The following is a 23,304-nucleotide window of genomic DNA, read 5'->3' as shown; positions in this document are numbered from 1 at the left end:
GTGCAGGCGCCGTCCGCGATCCTCGCCGTCGCCGAGACGGTCGAGATCGGCCCGTTGCACCTGCCGCTCCTCGGGCGCTCGAACGTCTGGATCGAGGATTCGATCGTGGACCGCTCGTCCATCGAGCTCACGCAGGCCGTGGTCAAGCAGGCGCTGGAGCGGACCCGTCCCGGCCAACTCGAGGTGCTGGTCTTCGACGATGCCCTCACAGGCCTGTCCGCACCGTTCGCTCCCGTCAACTCGGGAGGCCAGAAGCTGATGCAGCTCGTCTCGGATCAGCGGGAGTTCGCCGACGCTCTCGGCTCCCTGAGGACCCACATCGAGGGCGTGAACAACGTGATGCAGGGTCGCTCGGCCGACCTCGTCGACTTCCGGCGCACGGTCGGATACCCCGTCGAGGGCTTCAAGCTCGTGGTCGTCTCGACCGATGTCTCTCTGCTCCCGGACGAGGTGCTGAACACCCTGACGGTCCTGCTCCGAGCGGGACCGCGGGCAGGAGTCAGCTTCGTCGTGCACTCCATGACACTCGGAGCGAACCCTTTCCTCGTCGGACTCTGCGAGCACTGCACTGTGGACCGGGTCCGAGCGCTCTCCCCTGGGCGCCGATGGTCGGCTCCGACGGCCCAGGAGATCGTCGAGGCATCGATCGCCACCGCGAGGACGCTGGCGACGGCGGCGACCGACCCGATCCGGTTCTCGGACATCCAGTCCGGTGAGCGGACCTGGACCGAGTCCAGCGCCGACGGAGTGACGTTCGCGGTCGGGCGCTACGGGTCCTCGACCGTCGAGGTCACGATCGGCGACGAACTCGATCAGCGGCACAACGTGCTGATCACCGGTGCCGTCGGTCAAGGGAAGTCGAACCTGCTCTCCGTCATGATCCACAGCCTCTGCCAGAGGTACTCGCCGGACGAGCTCGAGCTCTATCTGCTCGATTTCAAGGAGGGGGTGAATCTGCAGCAGTTCGTCGATGAGAAGACGGGCGAGTACCTCCCCCACGTCCGAGTCCTCGGTCTCGACGCCGACCGCGCGTTCGGTGCGAGCACGCTGCGCCACCTCTTCGAGCTCTACCGGGAGCGGATGCGCGTCTTCAAAGCTTCAGGCGTGATGAACATCAAGGAGTACCGTTCGCTCAGCAGCGGCGGGCGGATGCCGCGGGTCCTCCTCGTCATCGACGAGTTCCAGATGATGTTCGGCGACCGCGACTCCGAGTCGGATGAGACGGCGAGCCTGCTCATCAGAGCCGTCCGCCTCTTCCGTGCCTGCGGTATCCATATCGTCCTCGCTTCGCAGACCATCGGAGGAACGCCGCAGCTGATGGGATCGGCGGGCGACGGGCTCTTCGGGCAGATCCCTATCCGGCTTGCTCTGAAGAACTCCGTGGGCGAGTCGCACGCCACGCTCGGCATGCGGAACGACGCGGCCGCGCACCTGCGGGCTCGCGAGGCGATCGTCAATCTGGACTACGGCGCACCCTCGGCCAACCGGAAGACGAGCATCGCCCATGCGGCCGAGAGCGTCCTGCGTCCGATGCGCCGCAGGTGGTGGGACCTGGGACGCGAACGGCATCCCGCGCCGTTCGTCTTCGACGGGGAACGGCGCCGGTCGATCCTCGAGGACCTCGACGCCGTCTCGGCGCTGCGCGCCGCGCGCGGGCCGGCGAGCGTCGTGCTCGGGCCGCGGGTGGACGTGGGCGGTGAGCCGGTCGTCCTCCCCTTCGGGCGGGAGGTGGGCCGCAACGTCGCCGTCCTGGGGACCGGCGAGGCGAGGAGCATCCTCGGGTCGATCGTCCTCGCCCTCGCAGCGCAGAGCCCTGGGGCGCGGATCGTCCTGCTCGACCTGATCGAGGACGCCGAGTGGCGGGAGACCCGCGATGCCCTCGTCGCCGCGTGGGAAGCCTTGGGCTGCACGATGGAGGTCGTCCCCCGCGCCGGAGTCGCCGACGCTGTGCTCGCGATCGCTGCCGATCTCGACGCTGACCGCACGAGCGACAGAACGACGTTCGTGGTCGGAATCGGTCTCGAGCGGTGCCGCTCACTTCCGAGCGAGTTCCAGGAGATATGCCGATCAGGTCCCGCCGCCGGCATCCACGTCGTCGGCGGATGGTCGAAGTTCGACGCGTTCCGCGATCAGATCGGCTACGGAGGAGAGGCGCACTTCGACGTGCGGATCGCCGCACGACTCGATTCCACATCGATGAAGCAGTTCTTCGGCGATCCGCTTCTCGAGCATCGGCAGCGCGCGAACCGCGCACTCGTCTGGGACGCGTCCGAGATGGCGCAACCTGCAGTGTTCATCCCCTATTCGCTGCTCGACGCCGATGGAGCAGCCGCATTCGCCCACGATGACAGGAGCACGGCATGGCACTAAGGGACGTCCTTACAGAGGTGACGGCGCTGAAGAGAGCCGTGGACGACCAGAACAGATTGATCCGGGATTTCCGGAAGGCGAACAACGAGAACATCCTCCTCGTCCGCTCCGAACTCAAGGGCGGAACGAAGGGGTATGAGCAAAGGATGCTCGTCTCCCTCGAGGCGGCGGAGAAGTCGCTCGACACCTCGGCGGCAGCGCTCGAACGCGCAGCGACGGCGCTCACCCGTGTTCAGGCGATCTGAGAGAGACGAGGGATCAGATGGCCTCCATTGACGACATCGCCACCGCGGCACGACGCATCGAGAGCAGTGCGAAAGGGGTCGCTCAGCGCACACAGTCCTGCTCGACGGAGCTTTACAACCACTCGGTCAAGCTTCACGCGGTCGTCAAGGGTTCCAGATCGGGAGAAGATGCGGCCAAGGAGGTCGATGAGGCGCAACGCGCAGTCCGCGACTGCGCACTAGCGCTCACCCGCCTTCAAGCCGAATTGCGGACGTTCGTCCGCGACCTGACGAAGTAGCGCAGGTGTGGGTGCGCGATGCGAACGCCCAGAGCGTCCGCGACCGGAGCTCGGGAATCGCGGAGAGGGCACGGTCGGACCTCGAGCGCATTCTGCATCGGGTGACGACGACTGCGGACTCGAGCAGGTCATCCGTCGGCGGTCACTCCGCAGGAGACCGCCTCGGGGATGAGCTCGCGGCGAGCGTCTCGCTCCTGTCGCGTGCGCTGGACGAGTTGAGGAGCGCGCAGGGCTCCTTGTCTCGCATCGGCACGTACCGCGAGGTGCCGGACGGGCAGGAGGATTCGTCGTATGCACGGTGGTGATCTCGGTGCTGTCGCATCCTCGCTCGCAGTGACCAGGGCCGCGGTGGTGCTAGACCGCCGTGCTGTGGACGATGTTGCCGTCCTCCTGCCGGCGCTCGTCCGCGACCTCGAGGGGCTCGGTGACGGAGCGGCGCGGGACGCCTCGGAGTCTCTCGGCCGTGCGCGGAGGTGCCTGTTGGAGGCCTCGGACTTGCTGGACCGTTACGTCCGAGGGGCATCGGAACTCGGGGACCGCTTGATCAGCTGAGCAGTCGTCGTCTCGGCCAGGACCTACACTCGCGGAATGCGCCACGGCATCGTCATCCTCCCCCAGGAGACCTGGACCACCGCCCGCCGGAAGTGGCAGTCGGCGGAGGGGCTCGGCTTCGACCACGCCTGGACCTACGACCACCTGTCGTGGCGCTCGCTCGCCGACCAGGTGTGGCACGCGACGATCCCCACGCTCACCGCGGCGGCGCTCGTCACCGAGACGATCCGGCTCGGCACCTTCGTCGCGTCGCCGAACTTCCGGCACCCGGTGCCGTTCGCGAAGGACGTCGCGACGGTCGACGACATCGCCGGCGGGCGCTTCGTGCTGGGCGTCGGCTCGGGAGGGACGGGCTTCGACGCGTCGGTGCTCGGGCAGCCCGCCTACACGGCCCGGCAGCGGCACGAGCGCTATGTGGAGTTCGTGTCGGCGCTGGACGTGCTGCTCCTGCACGAGGTGCCCGGCTCGGGCGGGATCGACGTCGAGGGCGACTGGTTCACGGCCCGCGGAGCCCGGATGGTCGGCGAGCCGGCGCAGCGTCCGCGCGTGCCGTTCGTGCTCGCGGCCAACGGCCCGAAGGGTCTCGCGCTCGTCGCGGAGCGCGGACAGGGCTGGGTGACGACCGGACCCGAGGGCACGACGAGCGAGGAGTGGTGGTCGGCGGTCGCAGCGCTGAGCGGGCGGCTCGACGACGCGCTGGAGGCGGCGGGGCGCGATCCGCGCTCGATCGAGCGGCACCTGTCGCTCGACTCCGGGCCGCACTACTCGCTGTCGAGCGTCGACCTCTTCGAGGAGATGGCCGGGCGGGCGGGGGAGCTCGGATTCACCGACGTGATCTCGCACTGGCCCCGGGCCGACGGGCTGTACGCGGGCGACGACGACGTGCTGTACGAGGTGGCGGCGCGGTTCTGAGGGGGCGTGCGCCGTCGGCGCTCATGGTGATGTGGGTCTCGATACGCCCCTGCGGGGCTACTCGACCAGCAAGGAATGCTCCGGACCTCTTCGTGCTGATCGAGTAGCGCGCAGAGCGCGCGTATCGAGATCCGCGATGTGTCGAAGAGGGGCAGCAGGGGCCGTCAGAGGAGGGAGCGCACGAGGCGGCCGACGGCCGGCAGCTCGGTGAAGCCCTCGGACGCGAGGAAGTGGCGGCCGCCGGGGACGACGTCGACCGGGGCGCCGAGTGCCGACGCCAGGGCGTCCGTCGCGGACGCCGGGACGAACGGGTCGTCATCGGAGCGGACGACGTGCACGGCGCCGAGATGCGGGCCCGCCTCGGCGATCACGGCTCCGGGGTCCTCACCGAGGAACGCGTCCAGCGCCGGCAGGGCGGGCAGAGGCTCGACGAAGCCCGACACCAGCACGGCGCCGTCGACGCGGGTCCCGGTGGCGGCGACGGCGCGCAGGGCGGTCACGCAGCCGAGGCTGTGCGCGACCACGACGAGGCGGCCAGGGCCGCGGGCGGCGCCCAGGGCCTCCGCGACGCTCGAGCGCCAGGCGGCCGCATCCGGAGCCATCGCATCGGGCAGGACGACGCGCGTCACCGTCGCGCCGACCGACTCGGCCTCGCGCTCGAGCCACGGGAACCAGTGGGCCCGGACCGAGGCGCGATAGCCGTGGACGATGAGCAGGTGCGAGGACATGCGGGGGACAACCGCGCGGGGCGCGGCGGGATTCCCGGTGACGCGGCGGTCAGGCCTCCGAGGTGAAGAAGGCCTCGACGGCACGCGTGAGGGCGACGAGGTCGTCGACGTGGGCGAGCTCGCGGGCGGAGTGCATCGAGAGCAGAGGGACGCCCACGTCGAGGGTCGAGATGCCGAGGCGGGTCGCGGTCAGGGGGCCGATGGTCGAGCCGCACGGGACGGAGTTGTTCGAGACGAACTCCTGGTACTCGACTCCGGCCTCCGCGCAGAGGCGGGACCAGATCGCGGTGGCGCGCGCATCCGTCGCGTAGCGCTGCGACGCGTTGATCTTGAGCAGCGGACCGCGGCCGGCGACGGGGCGGTTCACCGGGTCGTGCTTCTCGGCGCGGTTGGGGTGCACGGAGTGACCGGCGTCGGCCGACAGGCACCAGGAGGCGGCGATCGCCCGCGCGCGCTCGTCGACACCGGCGCCGAGGGCGGCTCCGATGCGGGTCAGCACGTCCTCGAGGAACGGTCCGCTCGCTCCGGAGCGGCTCGCGGAGCCGAGCTCCTCGTGGTCGAAGGCGGCGAGGACGGTGATCCGAGCGGGCGGCGCGGCGGCGGCGCTCGCCGCGAGCAGGGCGACGAGTCCGGCGTGGACCGAGCTGAGGTCGTCCATCCGCCCCGCCGCGAAGAGCGTGCCGTCGAGGCCGAAGCGGCGCGGCTCCTGCGTGTCGGCGGTGACGAGGTCGTAGCCGGCGATGTCGGAGGCGTCGGCGAGTCCCGCCTCCGCGGCGAGGAGGTCGAGCAGGTCGACCTCGGAGGCGTCGCCGAGGCCGAACACGGGGACGGTGTGCTTCTGCCGGTCGAGGGTGAGGCCGTCGTTCTGCTCGCGGTCGAGGTGGATCGCGAGCTGCGGGATGCGCAGGAGCGGACCCGTGCGGACCAGCCGCTCCCTCCCGTCGCGGGTCACGACCCGGCCGGCCAGCTCGAGCTCGCGGTCGAGCCAGGAGTTGAGCAGCGGTCCGCCGTAGATCTCGACGCCGGCCTGCAGCCAGCCCTCGGAGCCGATCGTGGGGTTCGGCTTGAGCGTGAAGCCGGGGGAGTCGGTGTGCGCGCCGAGGATGCGGAACGGCGTGACGGCGGTCGCGGAGTCGGGGACGTGCCAGGCGATGACCGCGCCGTCGCGGACGACGACGTACCGTCCGGGGGCGTCGGGCCACGCCTCCGTCTCGTCGAGGCGGGTGAAGCCGGCGTCGCCCAGGCGGCGGGCGGTCTCGGCCGCGGCGTGGAAGGAGGAGGGGGACGCGGTCAGGAAGTCGGCGAAATCGGCGAGGTGGGCGTCACGATCGATCATCCCTCCAGTGAACCATCCGCGCGGCGGCGGTCAGCGTCAGCGCACGACGACGCGGACGAAGGCGACCGAGCGCGTTGCCCCGGGGTTCGCGTACGCGTAGGGGCGAGCCGTCGAGAACGCGACGTGCTGCCCGGCGGTCAGCGTCAGGTCCTCCTCCCCGTCGCGGGCGAGGAGGAGGGCGCCGTCGGTGACGAGCAGCATCTCGTGCCAGCCGTCGGGGTCGGGCTGCGCGTCGTAGCGCTCGCCCGGTCCGAGCGTCCAGGTCCAGAGCTGCGACTCCTCGTGGGAGGGGACCGAGGCGAGCAGGACCGCGACGCTCGCCGGATCCGCGCCGCGCCAGGCCACCTCGCCGATGGACGTCGGGGAGCCGCCCGGCGCCGAGACGAGCGCTGTGAACGTCGTGCCGAGCGCCTCCGCGAGCCGGTCGACCCCGGTGAGGCCGATGTTCGCCTCTCCGGCCTCGACGTTCACGATGGTGCGCCGGCTGATGCCCGACCGCTCCGCGAGCGCGGCCTGGCTGAGCCCCGCGAGCAGCCGGGCCTCGCGGAGGTTGCTGCCGACATGGGCGAGGACCGAGGACGGTTGCATGCGCACTATTCTGCACCCTAGAGTGTGCAGAATGCTGCACTTCCCGCTCCTCCGCTCCCTCCGGTTCTCGACGCCCGAGTGGGCGCTGATCGGCATCACGGCCGTCTGGGGCGGGACCTTCCTCGCGGTGCACGTGGCGATGGAGCACAGCGGTCCGCTGTTCTTCGTCGGGGTCCGCTTCGTCGTCGCCGGGCTGATCAGCGCCCTCGTCTTCCGACGCACCCTGCGCGGGATGCGGCGGATCGACCTCGGGGCGGGGGCGGCGATCGGAGTGATGATCGCGCTCGGCTACGGACTCCAGACCTCCGGCCTGCAGACGATCCCGAGCAGCACCTCCGCGTTCCTCACCGCCCTGTACGTGCCCCTGGTGCCGCTGCTGCAGTGGGTCGTGTTCCGTCGGCGGCCGCGGGTCCTCACCCTGGTCGGGGTCGCACTCGCCTTCGTCGGGCTCCTCTTCGTCGCCGGGCCGCAGCCGGGAGTCGCGCTGGGGGCGGGTGAGATCGCGACGCTCGTCAGCACCGTCCCGATCGCCGCCGAGATCATCCTGATCAGCGTGTTCGCCGGACGCGTCGACCTCGGGCGGGTGACCGTGGTGCAGCTGCTCGTCGCGGGCGGGCTCGCGTTCGCGGCCATGCCCGTCGCGGGGGAGTCGATCCCCGCGTTCTCCTGGGTGTGGCTCGTCGCCGCCCTCGCCCTGGGGGCGAGCAGCTGCCTCATCCAGCTCACGATGAACTGGGCCCAGCGCTCCGTCTCGCCCAGCCGCGCGACGATCATCTACGCCGCCGAGCCGGTCTGGGGCGGAGTCGTCGGCCGCCTCGCCGGCGAGCGGCTCCCGGGTCTGGCGCTCGTCGGCGCGGCACTCATCGTGGCAGGGACGATCGTGAGCGAGCTGCGGCCGCGGTCGGCGCGGGCCTCGGGAGCGGAGCGCGCCGACGGCTCCCCCGAGGACGTGGCGACGGACCCGGCCCCCGTCTGACGACGGCCGCCTCTGCGGAGGGGCGCTCGTCGTCAGGGCAGCACGATCGCCCTCCCACGGCGGGCGTCGCTCAGCGCAGTGCCCAGTACGGCAGCGAGGCGACGACTCCGCCCAGCAGGATCAGCGCGACGCCCGTCACGGGCGACGCCCGCACCTCGCCCGAGCCGAGGTGCAGGGCGACGTAGGAGAGCGCGTCGTGGGTCCGCTTCCGGGCGAGGAGCCCGACGGCGAGCAGGATCAGGCAGGGCAGGCAGTAGACCACCGCATAGCCGGCGAGGACCAGCAGGCCCTCGCTCGGAGTGAGGCGGGCGTCGAGGAGGCGCTCGACCGCGATGAAGTAGGGGAACGCGTTCGGCAGGTCGGCACCGGTGAGCAGTGCTCCGAACGGCAGCGCCGTCCAGGGGGTGAACCAGGCCGGGAGCCCGATGCGCCGGCGCGGCCGACTGCGGAACCGCCGGAGACCCGAGACGATCAGCACCGCTCCGGCCGCGGCGAACGCGACGTAGCGGACGCCCTGGACGATGCCGTCCACGGCTCCGGCTGCCGCACCGGCGCCCAAGAACAGGGCGGCCCCGGCGCTGAACACGGTGAGCGCGGCGCCGAGGACCGTCACGAGCGCCGTCAGCGCCGGGCGTCGCGGAGCGGCCAGGAGGATGAGGGTCACCGCCACGATCGTCGCGGGGTTGAACGCGTCGAGCGCCGCGAGCCCGGCGATCGCGAGCAGGAGCGTGCCGCTCACCGCGCGGTCCGGCACGCGCGGACGGCGGGGAGCGCTCCGGTCCGCCTGCGCTGCATGGCGGGACCCTAGCGCACCCGCCGCCCGGGGAGCCGAGCGATGCGGACCGCAGTCAGCTCGACTTCAGCGCCTCGCGGAGCTTCACCCTCGAGCCCATCCGCAGCAGCGAGTTGGTGTAGATCGTGCTCGCCACGGCCATCACTGCGGTCGTCGCGACGATGAGGAGCGCGAGCGAGACGAGCGGCTCCCACCAGTCGGCCTCGCCGAAGAACAGGCGCACGGGCATCGCCACGGGAGCGCTGAACGGGACGTACGACAGGATCGTCATGACGAGCGCGTTGTCGCCGAAGAGCACGACGCCGAAGTACGGGACCATCACGAGCATCATCGCGGGGGTCATCACCGAGCCCGTGTCCTCCTGGCGCGAGACCAGGGCGGCTCCGGCGGCGAAGACGCTCGCGACCAGGACGAACCCGAAGACGAAGAAGACGACGAACCAGATCAGCGGAGCCGACAGCAGATCGAGCAGCTCGGTCTGGCCGGTGATCGCCAGCCCGAGTGCGGACGCGGCGGCGATGGCGGCCGCGGTGCCGACTCCGATGACCGAGTTGCCGAGGATCTTGCCGGCGAGCAGCGCTCGGGCGGGGACGGCGGCGAGCAGGATCTCGACGATGCGCGACTGCTTCTCCTGGACCGTGTTCTGCATGATCGTCGCCCCCGAGCCGAGGACGGCGAGCATGAAGACCAGGCCGAACGCGAGCCCGATGAGCGTGCGGAGACCCGACGGGGTCTCGGAGGGGTCGAGGAGGGCGACCTCGGGGCTGACGGACAGGGCCGAGACCAGGCCCTCGGGGGCCTCGTCGAGGGCGACGATCGAGAAGCCGAGCGGGGAGTCGTCGGGGACGAGGGCCGCGTCGACGGTCCCGTCGCGCACCAGGTCCTCCGCGTCGGCCTGCGTGGCGACCTCGGTGATCTCGAGGGTGCCGGAGTCGGTGACGGCGGAGGGCACGGACCCGACGACCGCGACCGGCGTCGCCTCGGCGGTGCGGTTCCCCAGCACGCTCGAGAGGACGATGCCGCCGATCACCAGGACGAGGGTGATCACGGTCGAGACGAGGAACGCCTTCGAGCGCACCTGCGAGAGGATCTCGCGCTCGGCGACGAGGAGCGTCGCGCCCCAGGTGCCGAGGCGCGCGTCGCGGGGGGCGTCCGGGCGAGGGGCGCTGCCGGTCGCGGGGGTGCCGGTGCTGGTGCTCATCAGGCTGCTGCTCTCTCGTCGGCACCCGAGGGTGCGCTGACCACGATGTCCCGGAAGATCTCTCCGAGGGTCGGCCCCACGGGCCGGAAGGACGACACGGTGCCCCGCTCGACCGCTGCACGCAGGACGGCGTCGGCGGCGGCCGCATCGGCGTGGAAGAGCGCCGACGTCCCGGCGAGCTCGGCCACCTCGACGCCGGGCAGGCCGCGGATCCAGCCGACGTCGCCGCTCATCTCGAGCGACCAGCGGTCGCCGGAGTGCTGATCGCGCAGCGCCTCGCGCTCGCCGGCCGCCTGCACCCTGCCGCCCGCGATGATGACCAGGTCGTCGCAGAGCCGCTCGACCACGTCGAGCTGGTGGGAGGAGAACAGCACCGGCACCCCGCGTGCCGCGTGCTCGGCGATCACGGCCACGACCTCGTCGACGGCCAGCGGATCGAGCCCGGAGAACGGCTCGTCCATGATGAGCACGTCCGGGTCGTGCACGAGAGCCGCGGCGACCTGCACGCGCTGCTGGTTGCCCAGCGACAGCGCCTCGAGCTTGTCCCGCCGGCGCTCGATGAGTCCGAGGCGCTCGAGCAGGTCGTCCCCGCGCTGCACGGCGGTCGCCTTGTCGATGCCGTGCAGACGTGCGAGGTAGGCCAGCTGCTCGCCGATCTCCATCTTGGGATAGAGGCCGCGCTCCTCCGGCATGTAGCCGAAGCCGTGCAGGGCCGCCTGGCCGACGGGCGAGCCGTCGAGCGTCACCGTGCCGGAGTCGGGGCGGAGGACCCCGAGGATCATCCGCATGGTCGTGGTCTTGCCGGCGCCGTTGCCGCCGACGAAGCCGGTGAGGCGCCCTCGGGCGACGTCGAAGCTGACGTCGTCGACGACGCGGCGCTCGCCGAAACTGCGACTGATGTTCTGCACGCTGAGCATGCGACCTCCCCGGGATCCGTTGACACCTCCACGCTAGGAGCGGGCCGCGTCGAGCGCTTCCGGCCCGGGGGTGAACCGGTGTCTCCGCCTCGAGACGGAGGAAGGGGTCAGCCGACGAGGCCGGACCGGTAGGCGTAGACGACCGCCTGCACCCGGTCGCGCAGCGCCAGCTTCGTCAGCACGTTCGACACGTGGGTCTTCACGGTGGCGCGGCCGACTCCGAGCAGGTCGGCGATCTCGTCGTTCGAGAGCCCCTGCGCCATCAGCCGCAGCACCTCGACCTCGCGCGGGGTCAGCTGGTCGGGCTCTGCGCCGCTCGGCGCGGGGGTCCGCACCCGGTCGGCGGCCACCGCGCGCTCGATGACCGCGCGGGTCAGCTCGGGCGCGAGCAGCGCCTCCCCGGCAGCGATCGCCCGCACCCCGTAGACGAGGTGCTCCGGAGGGGAGTTCTTGAGCAGGAACCCGCTCGCCCCGGCGTCGAGCGCCTCGAGCAGGTAGTCCTCGCGGTCGAAGGTGGTGAGCATGAGCACGCGCACCGGCGACTCCGGATCGGCGAGCAGCCGTCTGGTCGCCTCGATCCCGCCGATGCCCGGCATCTCGACGTCCATGCACACCACGTCGGGGCGGATCCGCGCGACGAGCTCCAGGGCCTCCTCGCCGCTGGAGGCCTCGCCGACGACGTCGATGCCGGGCTGCACCGAGAGGATCGTGCTGATGCCCTGACGCATCAGAGCGTGATCGTCGACGAGGACGACGCGGACGTCGCTCATGCCGCCACCCCCAGGGGGACCGCGACGCGGACGACCCAGCCGGAGCCGGCGCGCGGCCCCGCCTCGAGCACGCCGTCCAGCGTGGCCGCGCGCTCGCGCATGCCGACGAGTCCCAGACCTCCGTTGCGCTGCCGGGGGCCGGGGCGGCCGAGTCCGTCGTCGGCGACCTCGAGCTCGACGGCGGACCCGCCGTAGCGCACGTGCACCCGCGCCCGCGTGCCCGGCCCAGCGTGCTTGAGCACGTTCGTCAGCGACTCCTGGGCGATGCGGTAGAGGTTGAGCCCGACCAACGGCGGCACGCCGAACGGCTCGCCGACCTGCTCGAGCGTCACCCGCAGCCCGGCGGCCTCGGCGTCGGCGATCAGTGCGGGGAGGGAGTCGAGGCCGAGCGACGCGGTGACCGGGTCGAGCACCGACTCCTCGTCGCGGAGCGTGCCGAGCAGCTGGTACAGCTCGCCGACCGCCGCGCGCGACGTGCCCTCGAGGGCCTCGAGCTGGCCGCGGGCCCGGCCGGGATCGGAGTCGAGCAGGGTCCGCGCCGCCGCCGCCTGGACGCCCATCAGCGAGACGTGGTGGGCCACCGCGTCGTGCAGCTCCCGCGCGATGCGGAGCCGCTCGATCGTGATGGCCTGCCGCGCGACCTTCGCCTGCTCGTCCTCGAGCTGCCGGGTGCGGAGGTCGGTCAGGGCCCGCTGGCGCGCCGAGGCCCAGGCGTGGTTCCCGAACCACCAGGCCCCGGCGAAGTAGAGGATGTTGATCAGGATCTGCTGGAGCAGGTACGCGGCGACCGGGGTGAGCGCGCCGATGCCCGCGCCCTCGAACTCGAGGTCCTGCGTGCTCGCGCGGAAGAACGTCACGAGCAGCCACACGGCCATGACGATCACCAGCACGCCGCGCGTCCAGTCGGCCCGCGCCCGCCTCGGCTCCCAGGCGCCGACGCTGTACATCGCCATGAAGAGGGCGATGTTGCTGATGGTGAGCTCGGGCACGCGCAGCTCGCCGACCAGGAGGAACGCCACCGAGGTGACGGCGAGGACGGGCACCGGGGCACTGCGGCGGAAGGCGAGCGGCAGGATCACGAGGGCGAGGAGGCCGATGCTCAGCGCCGGCTCGGCGCCGTCCGGGTACATCCCGATCGCGCGCCCGAGCACCAGCGAGAGGATCGAGGCGCCGAACAGGGCGGCGGCGGTCGCGGCGTCGGCCCGGCGCTGATCGGCCGTCACCGACGGCCTCCGCCACTGGCGCGAATCGGGATCGGCTGTCATCTCGCGGCCAATCTACCGGGGCACCCCTCCGTCGTCGCCCCGGGCCGGAGGACCCGACTGCGCGGCCGAGAAGCCGGCTTATCCGAGAGATCGCGGACAACAGGTCCAGGGATACCCCCCGACAAGGGCGAGCGTGTAGGCTCCGCGTTCCCCTGCCGCTCGAGCGCTCCTAGCCTGAGGCGACCGCGGGCATCGGCTCCCGGCAGCAGCCGCCAGGAGCACCAGCGCATGCGTCGTCAGTCCTTCCTCTCGTCCCTCGTCGCCGGGGCGGTCCTCGTCGCCGGCATCGGGCTGAGCGTCGTGGTGGCGCCGACCGCGTCGGCCGCTCCGGTCTTCACCACGGCGTGCTTCACCTCGCCGAAGGTCGAGAGAGCCCTCGACTACACGGTGCCGGCGGGCGTCACCACGGTGCGCGCGATCCTGAGCGGTCAGAACGGCAGTGATGTCAGGGGCTGGGGCAACGGCATCGCACAACCCGGGTCGAAGGGCGGGAGCGGCTCGACGCTCGTCGTGGACGTGACCGTCACTCCGGGGCAGGTCCTGCAGATCGGGCGCCTGAAGGGAGCCCCTGCGGGGAAGGCCGGCTGGTCCGACACCAGCCTGGACGGTCGCGGTGGCATCGGCGGCGATGCGCAGTACCTCTCGACCGTCGGGTCCGACGGCTGCCAGCACGGCCTCGCCGTCGCGGGCGCCGGCGGCGGCGGCGGAGGGTCCACCGCGCGGGGCGGCGACGCCGACGCCGGCAGCGGTGCCAAGCCCGGTGCGAACGGTGGCACGAACCGGGAGGTCGACGGAGGTGGCGGTGGCGGCGGCGGTGCGACCTCCGGCGGCAATCCCGGCGCGGCGGGCTACGCCACGTTCAACACCTGCAGCAAGGGGAACGCCGGTCAGTGGGGCGTCTTCCTGAACGACGGCAAGGGCGGCGACGTCGGCAAGGTCATCGGCGACGGCGCCTACAACTGCGGCGCTTTCAATCTCAGCGGCGGCGGCGGAGGCGGCGGCTGGTGGTACGGCGGCGGTGGAGGCTCGTCCTACACCGCGGGTGACGGGCTGAGCCCGGCGAACCACCCGGGAGCCGGCGGCGGCGGGTCGAGCTACGTGCACCCGAGTGTCACCAAGGTCTCGCAGAGCGTCGGCCCGACGTACCCCGATCCGGTGATCGCGCCGGTGTACGACACCGCGACCACCGTCACGACGACGCCGACGTGGTCGACCGCGGGCCAGGAGGTCGTCATCACCGCCCGGGTCACCGTGCCGAGTCTCGGCCGACCCGTGCCGGCCGGGGGGACCGTCGAGTTCTCGACGGCTGCCGGCGTCACGAAGGTGCCGGTCGGCGCGAACGGTGAGGCCGTGCTGCGCACCCGCGACCTTCCGCAGGGCTGGAACGACGTCCGGGCGACCTATCCCGCTGCGTTCAGCTGGGAGATGGCGACCCGCGGGAGCTGGTCGGGGGAGCCCGTCCTGCGGCACGAGGTCCGCGCGTGCGCTCCGGCACCGGTCTTCCGGCAGCAGCCCATCGACGACGTGATCGTGACCGGCCGGCAGCACACCCTCGACGCCTGGTGGGTCACGTCCTCGGTCTACGGCAGCATCCCCGTGATGTCGTGGGAGTCCTCCCGCGACGGCGGAGCGACCTGGCAGGTCGCCGAGGGCGAGGCGACGGTCGAGAGCGCCTACACCCGGCTCGTCGTCCCGCCGCACACCCGGCCCGAGACGGTCCTGTACCGCGTGAAGGCCACCACCTGCGGCGGTCAGACGACCAGCAACCAGGTGACGGTGACGGTGATGGGAGCCCGCTTCGATCTGTCGACGCTGCCGCCGAAGACGTACGGAGACACGTTCGACATCAGCGGCTACGCGCAGGCGGTCACCCAGCCCGCGCGCTCGATCGTCTTCAGCAGCAAGACGGCCGAGTCGTGCACGGTGAGCGGCTCGACCGTCACCGTGACCGCGGCCGGGCTCTGCACGATCGGGGCGAAAGTCGATCCGATGACGCCCAACGGGTACCCCGCCGAAGCGCTGCAGAGCTTCACCGCGAAGCCCAAGGCCCTCACCGTGACCGCGAAGTCCTTCGACCATCCGCGCGGTTCGCCGGCACCGGCCTTCGGCTGCACGGCGCCCTTCCTCGGGTCCGACACCTGGGTCACTCCGCCCACGCACGGCGTGTACCGCCAGATCGTCACCGCGACGGACATCATCTACCGGCCGACGCCGAACTGGGCGAGCCTGACGGGCACCTACTCGTACTTCACCACCCGGTGCTACGGAGGGACCGTCGACGCCAACTACACGATCGCCGGGTACAAGGACGGCGCGTTGCGCATCGTCGCCCCGCTCCCCGTCCCGGTGAAGGTCACCGCCGCGTCGCCGACCGTCTCGTACGGCTCCGCTGCTCCCGAGATCACGGCCGCCGTCGGCGCCGGCCTCGTCGGCACGCTCTCGTGCAGCGCGTACGCGACGACCGACACCGCGTTCGCCTCCCCCCTCGCCCTCTCGAGCACGACTCCGGCCGGGCGCTACACGACGCACTGCTCCGGTCTCACGAACCCGACCGGACCCATCGCCTACGTCGACGGCACCCTCACCGTGACTCCGGCGGTGCTGACGGTGACCGCATCGAGCCCCGAGACCGGCGCGCACGGCGTCGCGACGGCTCCGGCGATCACCTGCACCACCACCGGGTTCCTCGGCTCCGACCGCTTCACCACCGAGCCGAGGGGCGTGTTCTCGGGTGAGGACGGCGTCGTCGTGATCGATGCCGAGACCCCCGTCGGCACTTACGCGACCACCTGCGCGGGAGGCGACGCGGGCGCGGACTACAGCATCACCTCCGTGCCGGGCACCTTCTCGCTCGCCGACCGCACCGGTCCGGTCGTGGCCGTGCCGGCGACCGTCGTCGCCGAGCCGACGAGCGTGTCCGGCGCCGTCGTCACCTACGCCGCCCCGGTGCGCGACGCGGTCGACGGCCCCGTCGACGGCACCTGCGCTCCCGCCTCCGGAACCGTGTTCCCCATCGGCGACACCACGGTGACCTGCTCCGCCGTCGATGCCGTCGGCAACACCGGAACGGCCGCCTTCACCGTCACCGTGAAGAAGATCGAGCAGATCGTCGCGTTCACCTCGCCGCGCCCCGCGAGGCCGGTCGCGCTCGGCAGCTTCACGCCGTCCACGACGGGCGGCGCCTCCGGGCTCCCCGTCGTGATCGGAGCGACCGGTGCCTGCTCGGTGGCGGACGGCGTCGTGACCTTCACCCGCTCCGGCACGTGCACGGTGACGGCGGAGCAGGCGGGGAACGAGCTCTACGCCTCCGACGCTGAGTCCTTCGACCTCACCGTCGCCAAGGCGGCGCAGACCATCACCCCCACCCTCCCCGCCCGGGGAGTGCTCGGCACGACGGACGTCGTGTCCGCGACGGCGAGCTCGGGACTGCCGGTGGCGATCAGCACCTTCTTCGGCTGCACGGTCGCACCCGACGGGCAGGGCCGGCAGATCCTGACCTACACCGAGGGCAACACCTGCGCAGTGCAGTTCGATGTCGCGGGCGACGACGTCTACGAAGCCCCGGACTCCCTCGTGCGCTTCATCCTGCTCGACCGGATCCCGCAGGCGATCACGTTCACCTCGACCCCTCCGGCACGCGTCTTCACCGACGACACCTACACCGTGCAGGCGACCGGCGGAGGATCGGGCAACCCGCTGGAGATCTCGATCATCGAGAACGGCAACTGCACGATCGAGTACTCGACAGTGACGTTCTTCGGCGACGGGTACTGCACGGTGAAGGTGGACCAGCGCGGCGACGAGCGGCACAGCGCTGCTCCGCAGGCGCGGCAGGTCATCACCGTCGGAACGCCGGAGGGCAACCTCCGGTTCGGCGGCGAGCCGCCGCGCATCGCGAAGGTGCTCGAGACGTACACGCCGGTGATCGTCCCCGGTCCCTCGTCGGGGGTGCCCGTGCTGTCGGCGAGCGGCGCGTGCTCGCTGATGGCCGACGGGACGACCGTCCGCAACGACAAGGCGGGGCTCTGCCGGATGGCACTCGACCAGCCCGGTGACGGGTACTGGCCTGCGCGCCGTGCCGAGGCGGACATCTCCGTCGTCAAGCTCGAGCAGACCGTGCGGATCACCACGACGCCGCCGGTGAACGCGGCGGTCGGAGGCACCTACACGCCCGCCATCGCCGCGGGCGCCTCCGGCACGACCCCGTGGATCATCACCAGCGTCGAGTGCTCCGTGAAGGACGGCGTCGTCACGTTCTCGAAGAAGGGGATCTGCCTGGTCGCCGCCTACCAGAACGGCACCGAGCAGTACGAGAACGCGCGGCCGGACACCCAGTCGATCGAGGTCGGCTACGCGCCGGGCTCGGTCGGGATCTCGAGTCCCGTCCCCACGGGGGCGGCGGTCGGAGGATCCGTCACGCCGGTGCTCGTCCGGGGCCCGTCCACCGGGCCGGCGCTGCTCGCGGCCTCGGGCGCCTGCTCGCTGGGCGAGAACGGCGTGGTGTCGTACGACTCCGCGGGCACCTGCACCGTCGTCGCCACGCACTACCGCGACGACACCTACGGAACCGCGCGGGCCGTGCAGACCTTCGAGATCGCGAAGCTCCCGCAGACCGTCGCGTTCACCTCGACCGCTCCGGCCACGGCGCTCGTCGACGCCACCTACCGGCCGACCGCTGACGGCCGCGCCTCCGGCAGTGCCGTCGTGATCGGAGCGACCGGGTCGTGCGCGATCGCGGACGGGCTCGTGACCTTCACCGGCGCGGGGACCTGCACGATCACGGCGGACCAGGCGGGTGACGACCGGTACTCGGCGGCTCCGCAGGTGTCGCAGCGCGTCGCGGTCGGTCTCGTGGCGGGCACCGTCGCGTTCGGCGGCGACGCTCCGGCGGAGGCCCGGGTCGGCGGATCGACGACCGTCGCGGTCGTCGCCGGGCCGTCCAGCGCCCCTCCGGTGCTGACGGCGTCCGGTGCCTGCTCGGTCGGACCCTTCCGGCTCGTGTCCTACGACGCGGCGGGCACCTGCACGCTCGCGCTCAACCAGGCGGGCGACGCCCGTCACGGTGCGGCTCCGGAGGTCGTCCGGTCGTTCGAGATCACGACGACCGCCCAGGTCGTGGCGTTCACCTCGCAGGCGCCGGCCTCGGCGCTCGCGGGCGGCACCTACCGCCCCACGGCGACGGGTGGCGCCTCCGGTCGGCCGGTGCAGCTCGGCGCGACCGGGTCCTGCTCGATCGCGAGCGGAGTCGTGACCTTCACCGGGTCCGGCACCTGCACCGTGACCGCGGACCAGGCCGGTGGCGTCGGCTACTCGGCGGCGCCCCAGGTATCGCAGACGATCGCGGTGGGGCTCACCGCGGGCACGGTCGCGTTCGGCGGCACCGCTCCCGTGGGCGCCAAGGTCGGCGGCTCCAGCACTCCGAGGATCGTGACCGGGCCGTCGAGTGCCCGTCCGGTGCTGACGGCGTCGGGCGCGTGCTCGGTGGCGGCGGGCGTCGTCTCCTACGACACGGCGGGCACCTGCACGCTGACGCTGAACCAGGCGGGTGACGCGCTGCACGGCGCTGCCCCTGAAGCCACGCGCACCTTCGAGGTCGCCGCTCTGGCGCAGACGCTGACGTTCACCTCGGATGTTCCAGAGTCGCCCCTCGTGGGCGGCACGTATCGGCCGACCGTCGCGGGTGGCGCGTCGAGCGCTCCCGTGGTGCTCGGTGCGACCGGGTCGTGCGCGGTCGCCGACGGAGTCGTGACCTTCACCGGTGCGGGCACCTGCACGATCACCGCGGATCGGGCGGGCGACGCTCGCTACGCGGCCGCTGCGCAGGTGTCGCAGAGCGTCGAGATCAGCGTCTCGGAGGGGACCGTCGCCTTCGACGGCGTCGCTCCGACGGACGCCCGCTTCGGCGGGTCGTTCACCCCGGTGATCGTGCGCGGACCGTCCAGCGCTGCGCCGGTCCTCGTCGCGTCGGGAGCCTGCTCGGTCGACTCGGGCATCGTGTCCTACGACGCCGTGGGCACCTGCACGCTGACCCTCGATCAGCCGGGCGATGCGGAGCACGGTCCGGCGGATCAGATCGTCCGGGCGTTCGAGGTCGGGAAGGCCGTTCAGACGGTGGCCTTCACGTCCGAGGCTCCCGCTGCGGCGGTCGCGGGCGGCACCTACACGCCGACGGCGACCGGTGGATCGTCGAGCGAGCCCGTGGTGCTCGGCACCGACGGCTCCTGCTCGATCGAGGACGGTGTCGTGACGTTCTCCGGGTCCGGCACCTGCACGGTGACCGCCGATCAGGCCGGTGACGACACCCGCGAGGCCGCTCCTCGGGTGTCCCAGACCATCGCGGTCGGTCTGACGGCGGGCACCGTGTCCTTCGGAGGCACGGCTCCCACGGACGCGCGGGTGGGCGGCTCGTCCACCCCGGCGATCGTGCGGGGACCCTCGAGCGCGGATCCCGTGCTCACCGCGTCGGGCGCGTGCTCGACGGCGTCCGGAGTCGTGTCCTACGACTCCACGGGCACCTGCACGCTGACGGTGGACCAGGCGGGCGACGCCCGTCACGGTGCCGCTCAGGCGGTGCGCACGTTCGAGATCGCGGGGAGGCTTGCGCAGACCGTGGCGTTCACCTCGGCCGCTCCGGCGGCGACGGCCGGAGGCGCCGTGTACGTGCCGACGGTGGCCGCGGGCGGATCCTCCGCCCCGGTGGTGCTGGGGACGACGACCCCGACGGTCTGCTCCGTGACGGGCGGGACGGTGAAGTTCCTCAAGGCCGGTACCTGCAAGATCACGGCCTCTCAGGCCGGGGACGCGTCCTACGAGGCCGCGCCGCGGGTGACGCAGTCGGTCGCGGTGGCCGCCCCGGTGAAGGTGGTGAAGAAGGCGCAGACGATCGCGTTCACGACGACGATGCCGACCTCGCCCGATCGGGGCATCGCGTATCCGGTGGCGGCGACCGCCTCCTCCGGTCTGCCGGTGGCGCTCAGCGCCTCGGGCAGCTGCACGCTGGCGTCGACCGGGCCGGGCACCGCGACGGTGACGCTGACGGGCACGTCCTCCTGCACGGTCACGGCTGCGCAGGCCGGTGACTCCGTCTGGTCGGCGGCGCCGGCGGTGAAGCAGACGCTGCAGATGAAGCTGTTCACCCGCGCGGACCTGACCGTGGCGGTCGCGCCGGCGTCGGGCCTGTCGGCGACGGCTCCGCTGTCGGTGAAGGTCACGGTGAAGAACGTCGGCACGCGTGACGCGGCGGCCACCACGACCCGCGTCGTCGTCACCGGGTCGGTGGCGTCGGCTCCGGGCGCCGTCCGGACGGCCGGGTCGGTGGCGGGCACCACGGTGCTCACCTGGAAGACCCCGAGTGTCACGACCGGGAAGAGCGTCGTCTACACGGTCACGCTCGCGAACCGGCCCGCGTCGACCACCGTCGAGGCCAAGGCCTGGTCGGTGGTGTCGGACCCGACTCCGGGGAACAACATCGTCAAGCGCACCCTGAAGTAGGGCGTGGGAGGGGGTGCTGCTGCCGGGCGACCGGGAGCGGCACCCCCTCCGTCGTCCCGCCGGTGAGGGAACCCCGGACCGTCGAGACAGCCCGTTGCACCGGGACGTCTCGACGGTTCGGGGTTCCCTCGCGGCCCGTCGGGTTCCGTGGAAGGGTGGGCGCATGAGTGCCGACGGAGTCCGCCGAGTCGATTTCCTCCCGTGGGAGTACGACCCCGACTCCGCCGAAGGGGCAGCGCAGGCCGAGCGGCTGGGCGAGCTGGCGGGAGCCGCGATCGGCGACCGGGTGTTCGTCGCGGCGAGTGCCGCCGTCTTCTGCGATCGGCTGTCGATCGGCGACCGCAGCTACATCGCCGCGCACGCGTACGTCACCGGCGACGTGACGATCGGAGCCGACTGCTCCGTCAATCCGTTCGCCGTGGTCCGCGGCGACGTGCGGATGGGCGACGGCGTCCGCATCGGTGCCCACACGTCGATCCTGGGCTTCAACCACCTGATGGAGCCGGACGCCCCGGTCTTCACCCAGGGCCTCTCGAGCAGGGGGATCGTGCTCGGCGACGACGTCTGGATCGGCTCCCAGGCGACGATCCTCGACGGAGTGGTCATCGGCGACCACGTCGTCATCGGCGCCGGCTCCGTGGTGACGAAGAGCGTCCCGGATCACGCGGTGGTGGCGGGCAATCCCGCGCGCGTCCTCCGCGACCGGCGGGCGCCGGCTCGCGACGCCGAGCTGCGGGAGGCGCTCCGACGCTTCGGGGACACCGCTCGGGCCGAGATCCCGGCGGTGCTGGCGCGGTGCTTCGAGGACGGCCGCTTCGTCGACCGACCCGGCACAGCGGCGGCGCCGACCGTCCGCCCCTGGGCCGACGCCGTCGAGCTCGCCGATCTGCTGCTCGACGCGCCCCCGCCCGGGTTCGACGCCGCGGACCTGATCCGACGGCTGACGGCGCGGCAGGATCCCGCGACGGGGCTGGTCGCCGACGGCGACCTCTCGGACGCCGGTCTCGAGCGGATGCGAACAGCGTCGGATCCGCTCTCGGAGGAGCCGCTCTCGGCGTTCGACGGGCCGGCGAGCTACCACGTGCTCAGCGTCGGCTCCGCGGTGCGGCTGCTCGGCGGACGGACGCCCCATCCGATCCACGCCGTGCACGGGCTCGCTGCGGCGGACCTGATGGCGGCCCTCGATGCCCGCGACTGGGCCGCCGGCGCCTGGGGCTCCGGTGCCGCGGTCGACGCGCTCGCGACGGCGTGCGCCGCGAACGTGCTCGACCACTCCGACGCCTTCGACGACGGGGGAGCCGGGCCGCTCGCCACCCTGCTCGGCTGGGCGGTCGCGCGCGCGGACCCGCGGACGGGCCTGTGGGGGAGCGTGCTGCCCGACGCCGAGTCGCCGCGGCTGCAGGCGGTGAACGGCTTCTACCGGCTGACCCGCGGGCTGTTCGCGCAGTTCGGAGTGCCGCTGCCGTACCCGGTCGCGACGATCGACACCGTGCTGCTGCACGCCGCGGACCCGTACCTCTCCACCCCCGCGGGCTGGACGGCGTGCACCGTGCTCGACATCGCGCATCCGCTCCGGCTCGCCTCGCAGCAGACCCCGCATCGCCGCGCCGAGATCGCGGAGTGGGCGCGCGGCGCGCTCGAGCAGGCGCTCGGCCAGTGGGTCCCCGGTCGGGGCATCGCGTTCGCACCGCGGTCCGACGGCGCGGACGGCGTGCCCGGGCTGCAGGGGACCGAGATGTGGCTCGGGATCGTCTGGCTGCTGGCCGACCTGGTGCAGGCGTCCGACGCGCTCGGCTACCGCATGCGCGGGGTGCACCGGCCCGATCCGCTCGTGGCACTCCCTCCGGTGGCGCGAGCGGGAGCGGAGGAGAGCGCGTGAGCGAGGCGACGGAGATCCTGCACCGCGACGGCAGCCTCCGCGGGCGCGGCGGCATGCTCGACGGGGAGATGCACGGGTACTGGGAGTGGTTCCGGCTCGACGGCACGCTGCTGCGCAGCGGCACGCTCGACCACGGGAGGCAGGTCGGAGTGTGGACGACCTACGACCGCTCGGGTGCGCCGTACAAGGAGACGCGGTTCGGGGAGTGAGCCGGAGCTGCAGCGCGGAGACCGCCGCGGCCGTCCGCTAGGGTCCGAGAACCGCGAGCGCGCCGGCGCCCCGCCCGAGAGGAGCCCCGACGTGCCCGACCTCGAGATCCGACCCGCGCGGAAGTCCGACGCCGCCACGATCCTCCGGTTCGTCCGCGAGCTCGCCGTGTTCGAGGAGTCCGAGAGCGAAGTCGTCGCGACCGAGCAGTCGATCGAGGCGACCCTCTTCGGCGATGCGTCGACCGCGCACGCCCTGATCTGCCTCGCCGACGGCGTCCCGATCGGCTTCGCCGTCTACTTCTTCAACTACTCCACCTGGCAGGGCCGCAACGGCCTCTACCTCGAGGACCTCTACGTCTCTCCCGAGCACCGCGGCGCCGGCGCCGGGACGGCGATCCTCCGGCGCCTCGCGAACCTCGCCCTCGAGAACGACTGCGGCCGGTTCGAGTGGAGCGTGCTGCGGTGGAACACCCCCGCGATCCGCGTCTACGACGGCATCGGCGCGATGCCGAAGACGGAGTGGCTGGGGTACCGCCTCGCCGGCGACGCCCTCGAGGCGTTCGCGCGCGGAGGGGCCCGCTGATCCGTCCCTCCGCTACGGGCGGTGTCAGGCGTCGGCTCCGTCCTCCGGCGAGTGGGCGCTGACCGGGGCCTGCGGAGACGTGAAGGCCCGGTTCGCGTCGTCTCGGATCCGCAGCCCGCGACGAGTGGACTCGATCCGGGAGCTGAGGAGCTCGGCGACCCCGTTTCGTGTCGAAGGGGCGCTGGGGATTCCTGGCGAGTGGGCACGAAAC

General features: G+C 72.3%; 17 protein-coding genes. 9 read left to right on the top strand and 8 right to left on the bottom strand.

Features of this window, described 5'->3' with window-relative positions:
• The 4 genes from ASF46_RS13340 to ASF46_RS13315 all read left to right on the top strand — a co-directional run bounded on the left by ASF46_RS13340 (position 1) and on the right by ASF46_RS13315 (position 4,357).
• Positions 1-2,370 (top strand): FtsK/SpoIIIE domain-containing protein, encoded by a 2,370-nt coding sequence (locus ASF46_RS13340; RefSeq protein WP_200919715.1) that lies wholly within the window; start codon positions 1-3, stop codon positions 2,368-2,370.
• Positions 2,361-2,615, top strand: coding sequence for a hypothetical protein (locus ASF46_RS13335; RefSeq protein WP_056868032.1), 255 nt, complete (start codon positions 2,361-2,363; stop codon positions 2,613-2,615). Before ASF46_RS13340 ends, ASF46_RS13335 begins: the two co-directional genes overlap by 10 nt.
• A 17-nt stretch (positions 2,616-2,632) precedes the next feature.
• Positions 2,633-2,893, top strand: coding sequence for a hypothetical protein (locus tag ASF46_RS13330; protein WP_056868031.1), 261 nt, complete (start codon positions 2,633-2,635; stop codon positions 2,891-2,893).
• A gap of 588 nt (positions 2,894-3,481) precedes the next feature.
• A complete protein-coding gene (locus ASF46_RS13315) occupies positions 3,482-4,357 on the top strand; it encodes an LLM class flavin-dependent oxidoreductase (protein ID WP_056868028.1) in 876 nt (291 codons plus the stop codon).
• A 164-nt stretch (positions 4,358-4,521) separates the two neighbouring features.
• Here the strand turns inward: ASF46_RS13315 and ASF46_RS13310 are convergent, their stop codons facing one another.
• From ASF46_RS13310 to ASF46_RS13300, 3 genes are read right to left on the bottom strand one after another with little or no spacing between them, the layout of a single operon-like run.
• Entirely contained in the window at positions 4,522-5,085 is a 564-nt protein-coding gene (locus ASF46_RS13310; RefSeq protein ID WP_056868027.1) for an RBBP9/YdeN family alpha/beta hydrolase, read from the bottom strand.
• A 49-nt stretch (positions 5,086-5,134) separates the two neighbouring features.
• Entirely contained in the window at positions 5,135-6,421 is a 1,287-nt protein-coding gene (locus tag ASF46_RS13305; RefSeq protein WP_056868026.1) for a M18 family aminopeptidase, read from the bottom strand.
• Positions 6,422-6,457: 36 nt separating this feature from the next.
• Positions 6,458-7,009 (bottom strand): XRE family transcriptional regulator, encoded by a 552-nt coding sequence (locus tag ASF46_RS13300; RefSeq protein ID WP_056868025.1) that lies wholly within the window; start codon positions 7,007-7,009, stop codon positions 6,458-6,460.
• 31 nt (positions 7,010-7,040) lie between these two features.
• Between ASF46_RS13300 and ASF46_RS13295 the strand changes: the two genes are divergently transcribed.
• Positions 7,041-7,985: a DMT family transporter gene (locus tag ASF46_RS13295; protein WP_056868024.1), complete on the top strand. Its 945-nt coding sequence runs from the start codon at positions 7,041-7,043 to the stop codon at positions 7,983-7,985.
• A 70-nt stretch (positions 7,986-8,055) separates the two neighbouring features.
• Here the strand turns inward: ASF46_RS13295 and ASF46_RS13290 are convergent, their stop codons facing one another.
• The 5 genes from ASF46_RS13290 to ASF46_RS13270 form a co-directional block, all read right to left on the bottom strand.
• Positions 8,056-8,724, bottom strand: coding sequence for a GAP family protein (locus tag ASF46_RS13290; protein WP_162240181.1), 669 nt, complete (start codon positions 8,722-8,724; stop codon positions 8,056-8,058).
• A 109-nt stretch (positions 8,725-8,833) separates the two neighbouring features.
• A complete protein-coding gene (locus ASF46_RS13285; protein WP_056868022.1) occupies positions 8,834-9,979 on the bottom strand; it encodes an ABC transporter permease in 1,146 nt (381 codons plus the stop codon).
• A complete protein-coding gene (locus ASF46_RS13280; protein WP_056868021.1) occupies positions 9,979-10,896 on the bottom strand; it encodes an ABC transporter ATP-binding protein in 918 nt (305 codons plus the stop codon). The genes ASF46_RS13285 and ASF46_RS13280 overlap by 1 nt, the downstream gene beginning before the upstream one ends.
• A gap of 107 nt (positions 10,897-11,003) precedes the next feature.
• A complete protein-coding gene (locus ASF46_RS13275; RefSeq protein WP_056868020.1) occupies positions 11,004-11,666 on the bottom strand; it encodes a response regulator in 663 nt (220 codons plus the stop codon).
• Positions 11,663-12,931, bottom strand: a complete 1,269-nt coding sequence (locus ASF46_RS13270) for a sensor histidine kinase (protein ID WP_056868019.1) — start codon at positions 12,929-12,931, stop codon at positions 11,663-11,665. The genes ASF46_RS13275 and ASF46_RS13270 overlap by 4 nt, the downstream gene beginning before the upstream one ends.
• Positions 12,932-13,159: 228 nt before the next feature.
• Between ASF46_RS13270 and ASF46_RS13265 the strand changes: the two genes are divergently transcribed.
• The 4 genes from ASF46_RS13265 to ASF46_RS13250 all read left to right on the top strand — a co-directional run bounded on the left by ASF46_RS13265 (position 13,160) and on the right by ASF46_RS13250 (position 23,093).
• A complete protein-coding gene (locus ASF46_RS13265; RefSeq protein ID WP_056868018.1) occupies positions 13,160-20,422 on the top strand; it encodes an MBG domain-containing protein in 7,263 nt (2,420 codons plus the stop codon).
• A gap of 163 nt (positions 20,423-20,585) precedes the next feature.
• Positions 20,586-22,301, top strand: a complete 1,716-nt coding sequence (locus ASF46_RS19890) for an acyltransferase (protein ID WP_056868017.1) — start codon at positions 20,586-20,588, stop codon at positions 22,299-22,301.
• A complete protein-coding gene (locus ASF46_RS13255) occupies positions 22,298-22,510 on the top strand; it encodes a toxin-antitoxin system YwqK family antitoxin (protein ID WP_056868016.1) in 213 nt (70 codons plus the stop codon). Before ASF46_RS19890 ends, ASF46_RS13255 begins: the two co-directional genes overlap by 4 nt.
• Positions 22,511-22,601: 91 nt before the next feature.
• Entirely contained in the window at positions 22,602-23,093 is a 492-nt protein-coding gene (locus ASF46_RS13250; protein ID WP_056868015.1) for a GNAT family N-acetyltransferase, read from the top strand.
• Positions 23,094-23,304: the final 211 nt, after the last annotated feature.

Origin of the sequence: Rathayibacter sp. Leaf296 (assembly GCF_001423045.1) — a bacterium.
Classification (GTDB): domain Bacteria; phylum Actinomycetota; class Actinomycetes; order Actinomycetales; family Microbacteriaceae; genus Rathayibacter; species Rathayibacter caricis.
The sequence above is the reverse complement of the archived record's forward strand: the minus strand, read 5'-3'. Positions and strand labels throughout refer to the sequence as shown.

Excerpts from the sequence above, each read along its gene's own strand:
- ASF46_RS13335 (WP_056868032.1), top strand. The coding sequence starts at position 2,361 with ATGGCACTAAGGGACGTCCTTACAGAGGTGACGGCGCTGAAGAGAGCC.
- ASF46_RS13330 (WP_056868031.1), top strand. The coding sequence starts at position 2,633 with ATGGCCTCCATTGACGACATCGCCACCGCGGCACGACGCATCGAGAGC.
- ASF46_RS13315 (WP_056868028.1), top strand. The coding sequence starts at position 3,482 with ATGCGCCACGGCATCGTCATCCTCCCCCAGGAGACCTGGACCACCGCC.
- ASF46_RS13310 (WP_056868027.1), bottom strand. The coding sequence starts at position 5,085 with ATGTCCTCGCACCTGCTCATCGTCCACGGCTATCGCGCCTCGGTCCGG.
- ASF46_RS13305 (WP_056868026.1), bottom strand. The coding sequence starts at position 6,421 with ATGATCGATCGTGACGCCCACCTCGCCGATTTCGCCGACTTCCTGACC.
- ASF46_RS13300 (WP_056868025.1), bottom strand. The coding sequence starts at position 7,009 with ATGCAACCGTCCTCGGTCCTCGCCCATGTCGGCAGCAACCTCCGCGAG.
- ASF46_RS13295 (WP_056868024.1), top strand. The coding sequence starts at position 7,041 with ATGCTGCACTTCCCGCTCCTCCGCTCCCTCCGGTTCTCGACGCCCGAG.
- ASF46_RS13285 (WP_056868022.1), bottom strand. The coding sequence starts at position 9,979 with ATGAGCACCAGCACCGGCACCCCCGCGACCGGCAGCGCCCCTCGCCCG.
- ASF46_RS13280 (WP_056868021.1), bottom strand. The coding sequence starts at position 10,896 with ATGCTCAGCGTGCAGAACATCAGTCGCAGTTTCGGCGAGCGCCGCGTC.
- ASF46_RS13275 (WP_056868020.1), bottom strand. The coding sequence starts at position 11,666 with ATGAGCGACGTCCGCGTCGTCCTCGTCGACGATCACGCTCTGATGCGT.
- ASF46_RS13270 (WP_056868019.1), bottom strand. The coding sequence starts at position 12,931 with ATGACAGCCGATCCCGATTCGCGCCAGTGGCGGAGGCCGTCGGTGACG.
- ASF46_RS13265 (WP_056868018.1), top strand. The coding sequence starts at position 13,160 with ATGCGTCGTCAGTCCTTCCTCTCGTCCCTCGTCGCCGGGGCGGTCCTC.
- ASF46_RS19890 (WP_056868017.1), top strand. The coding sequence starts at position 20,586 with ATGAGTGCCGACGGAGTCCGCCGAGTCGATTTCCTCCCGTGGGAGTAC.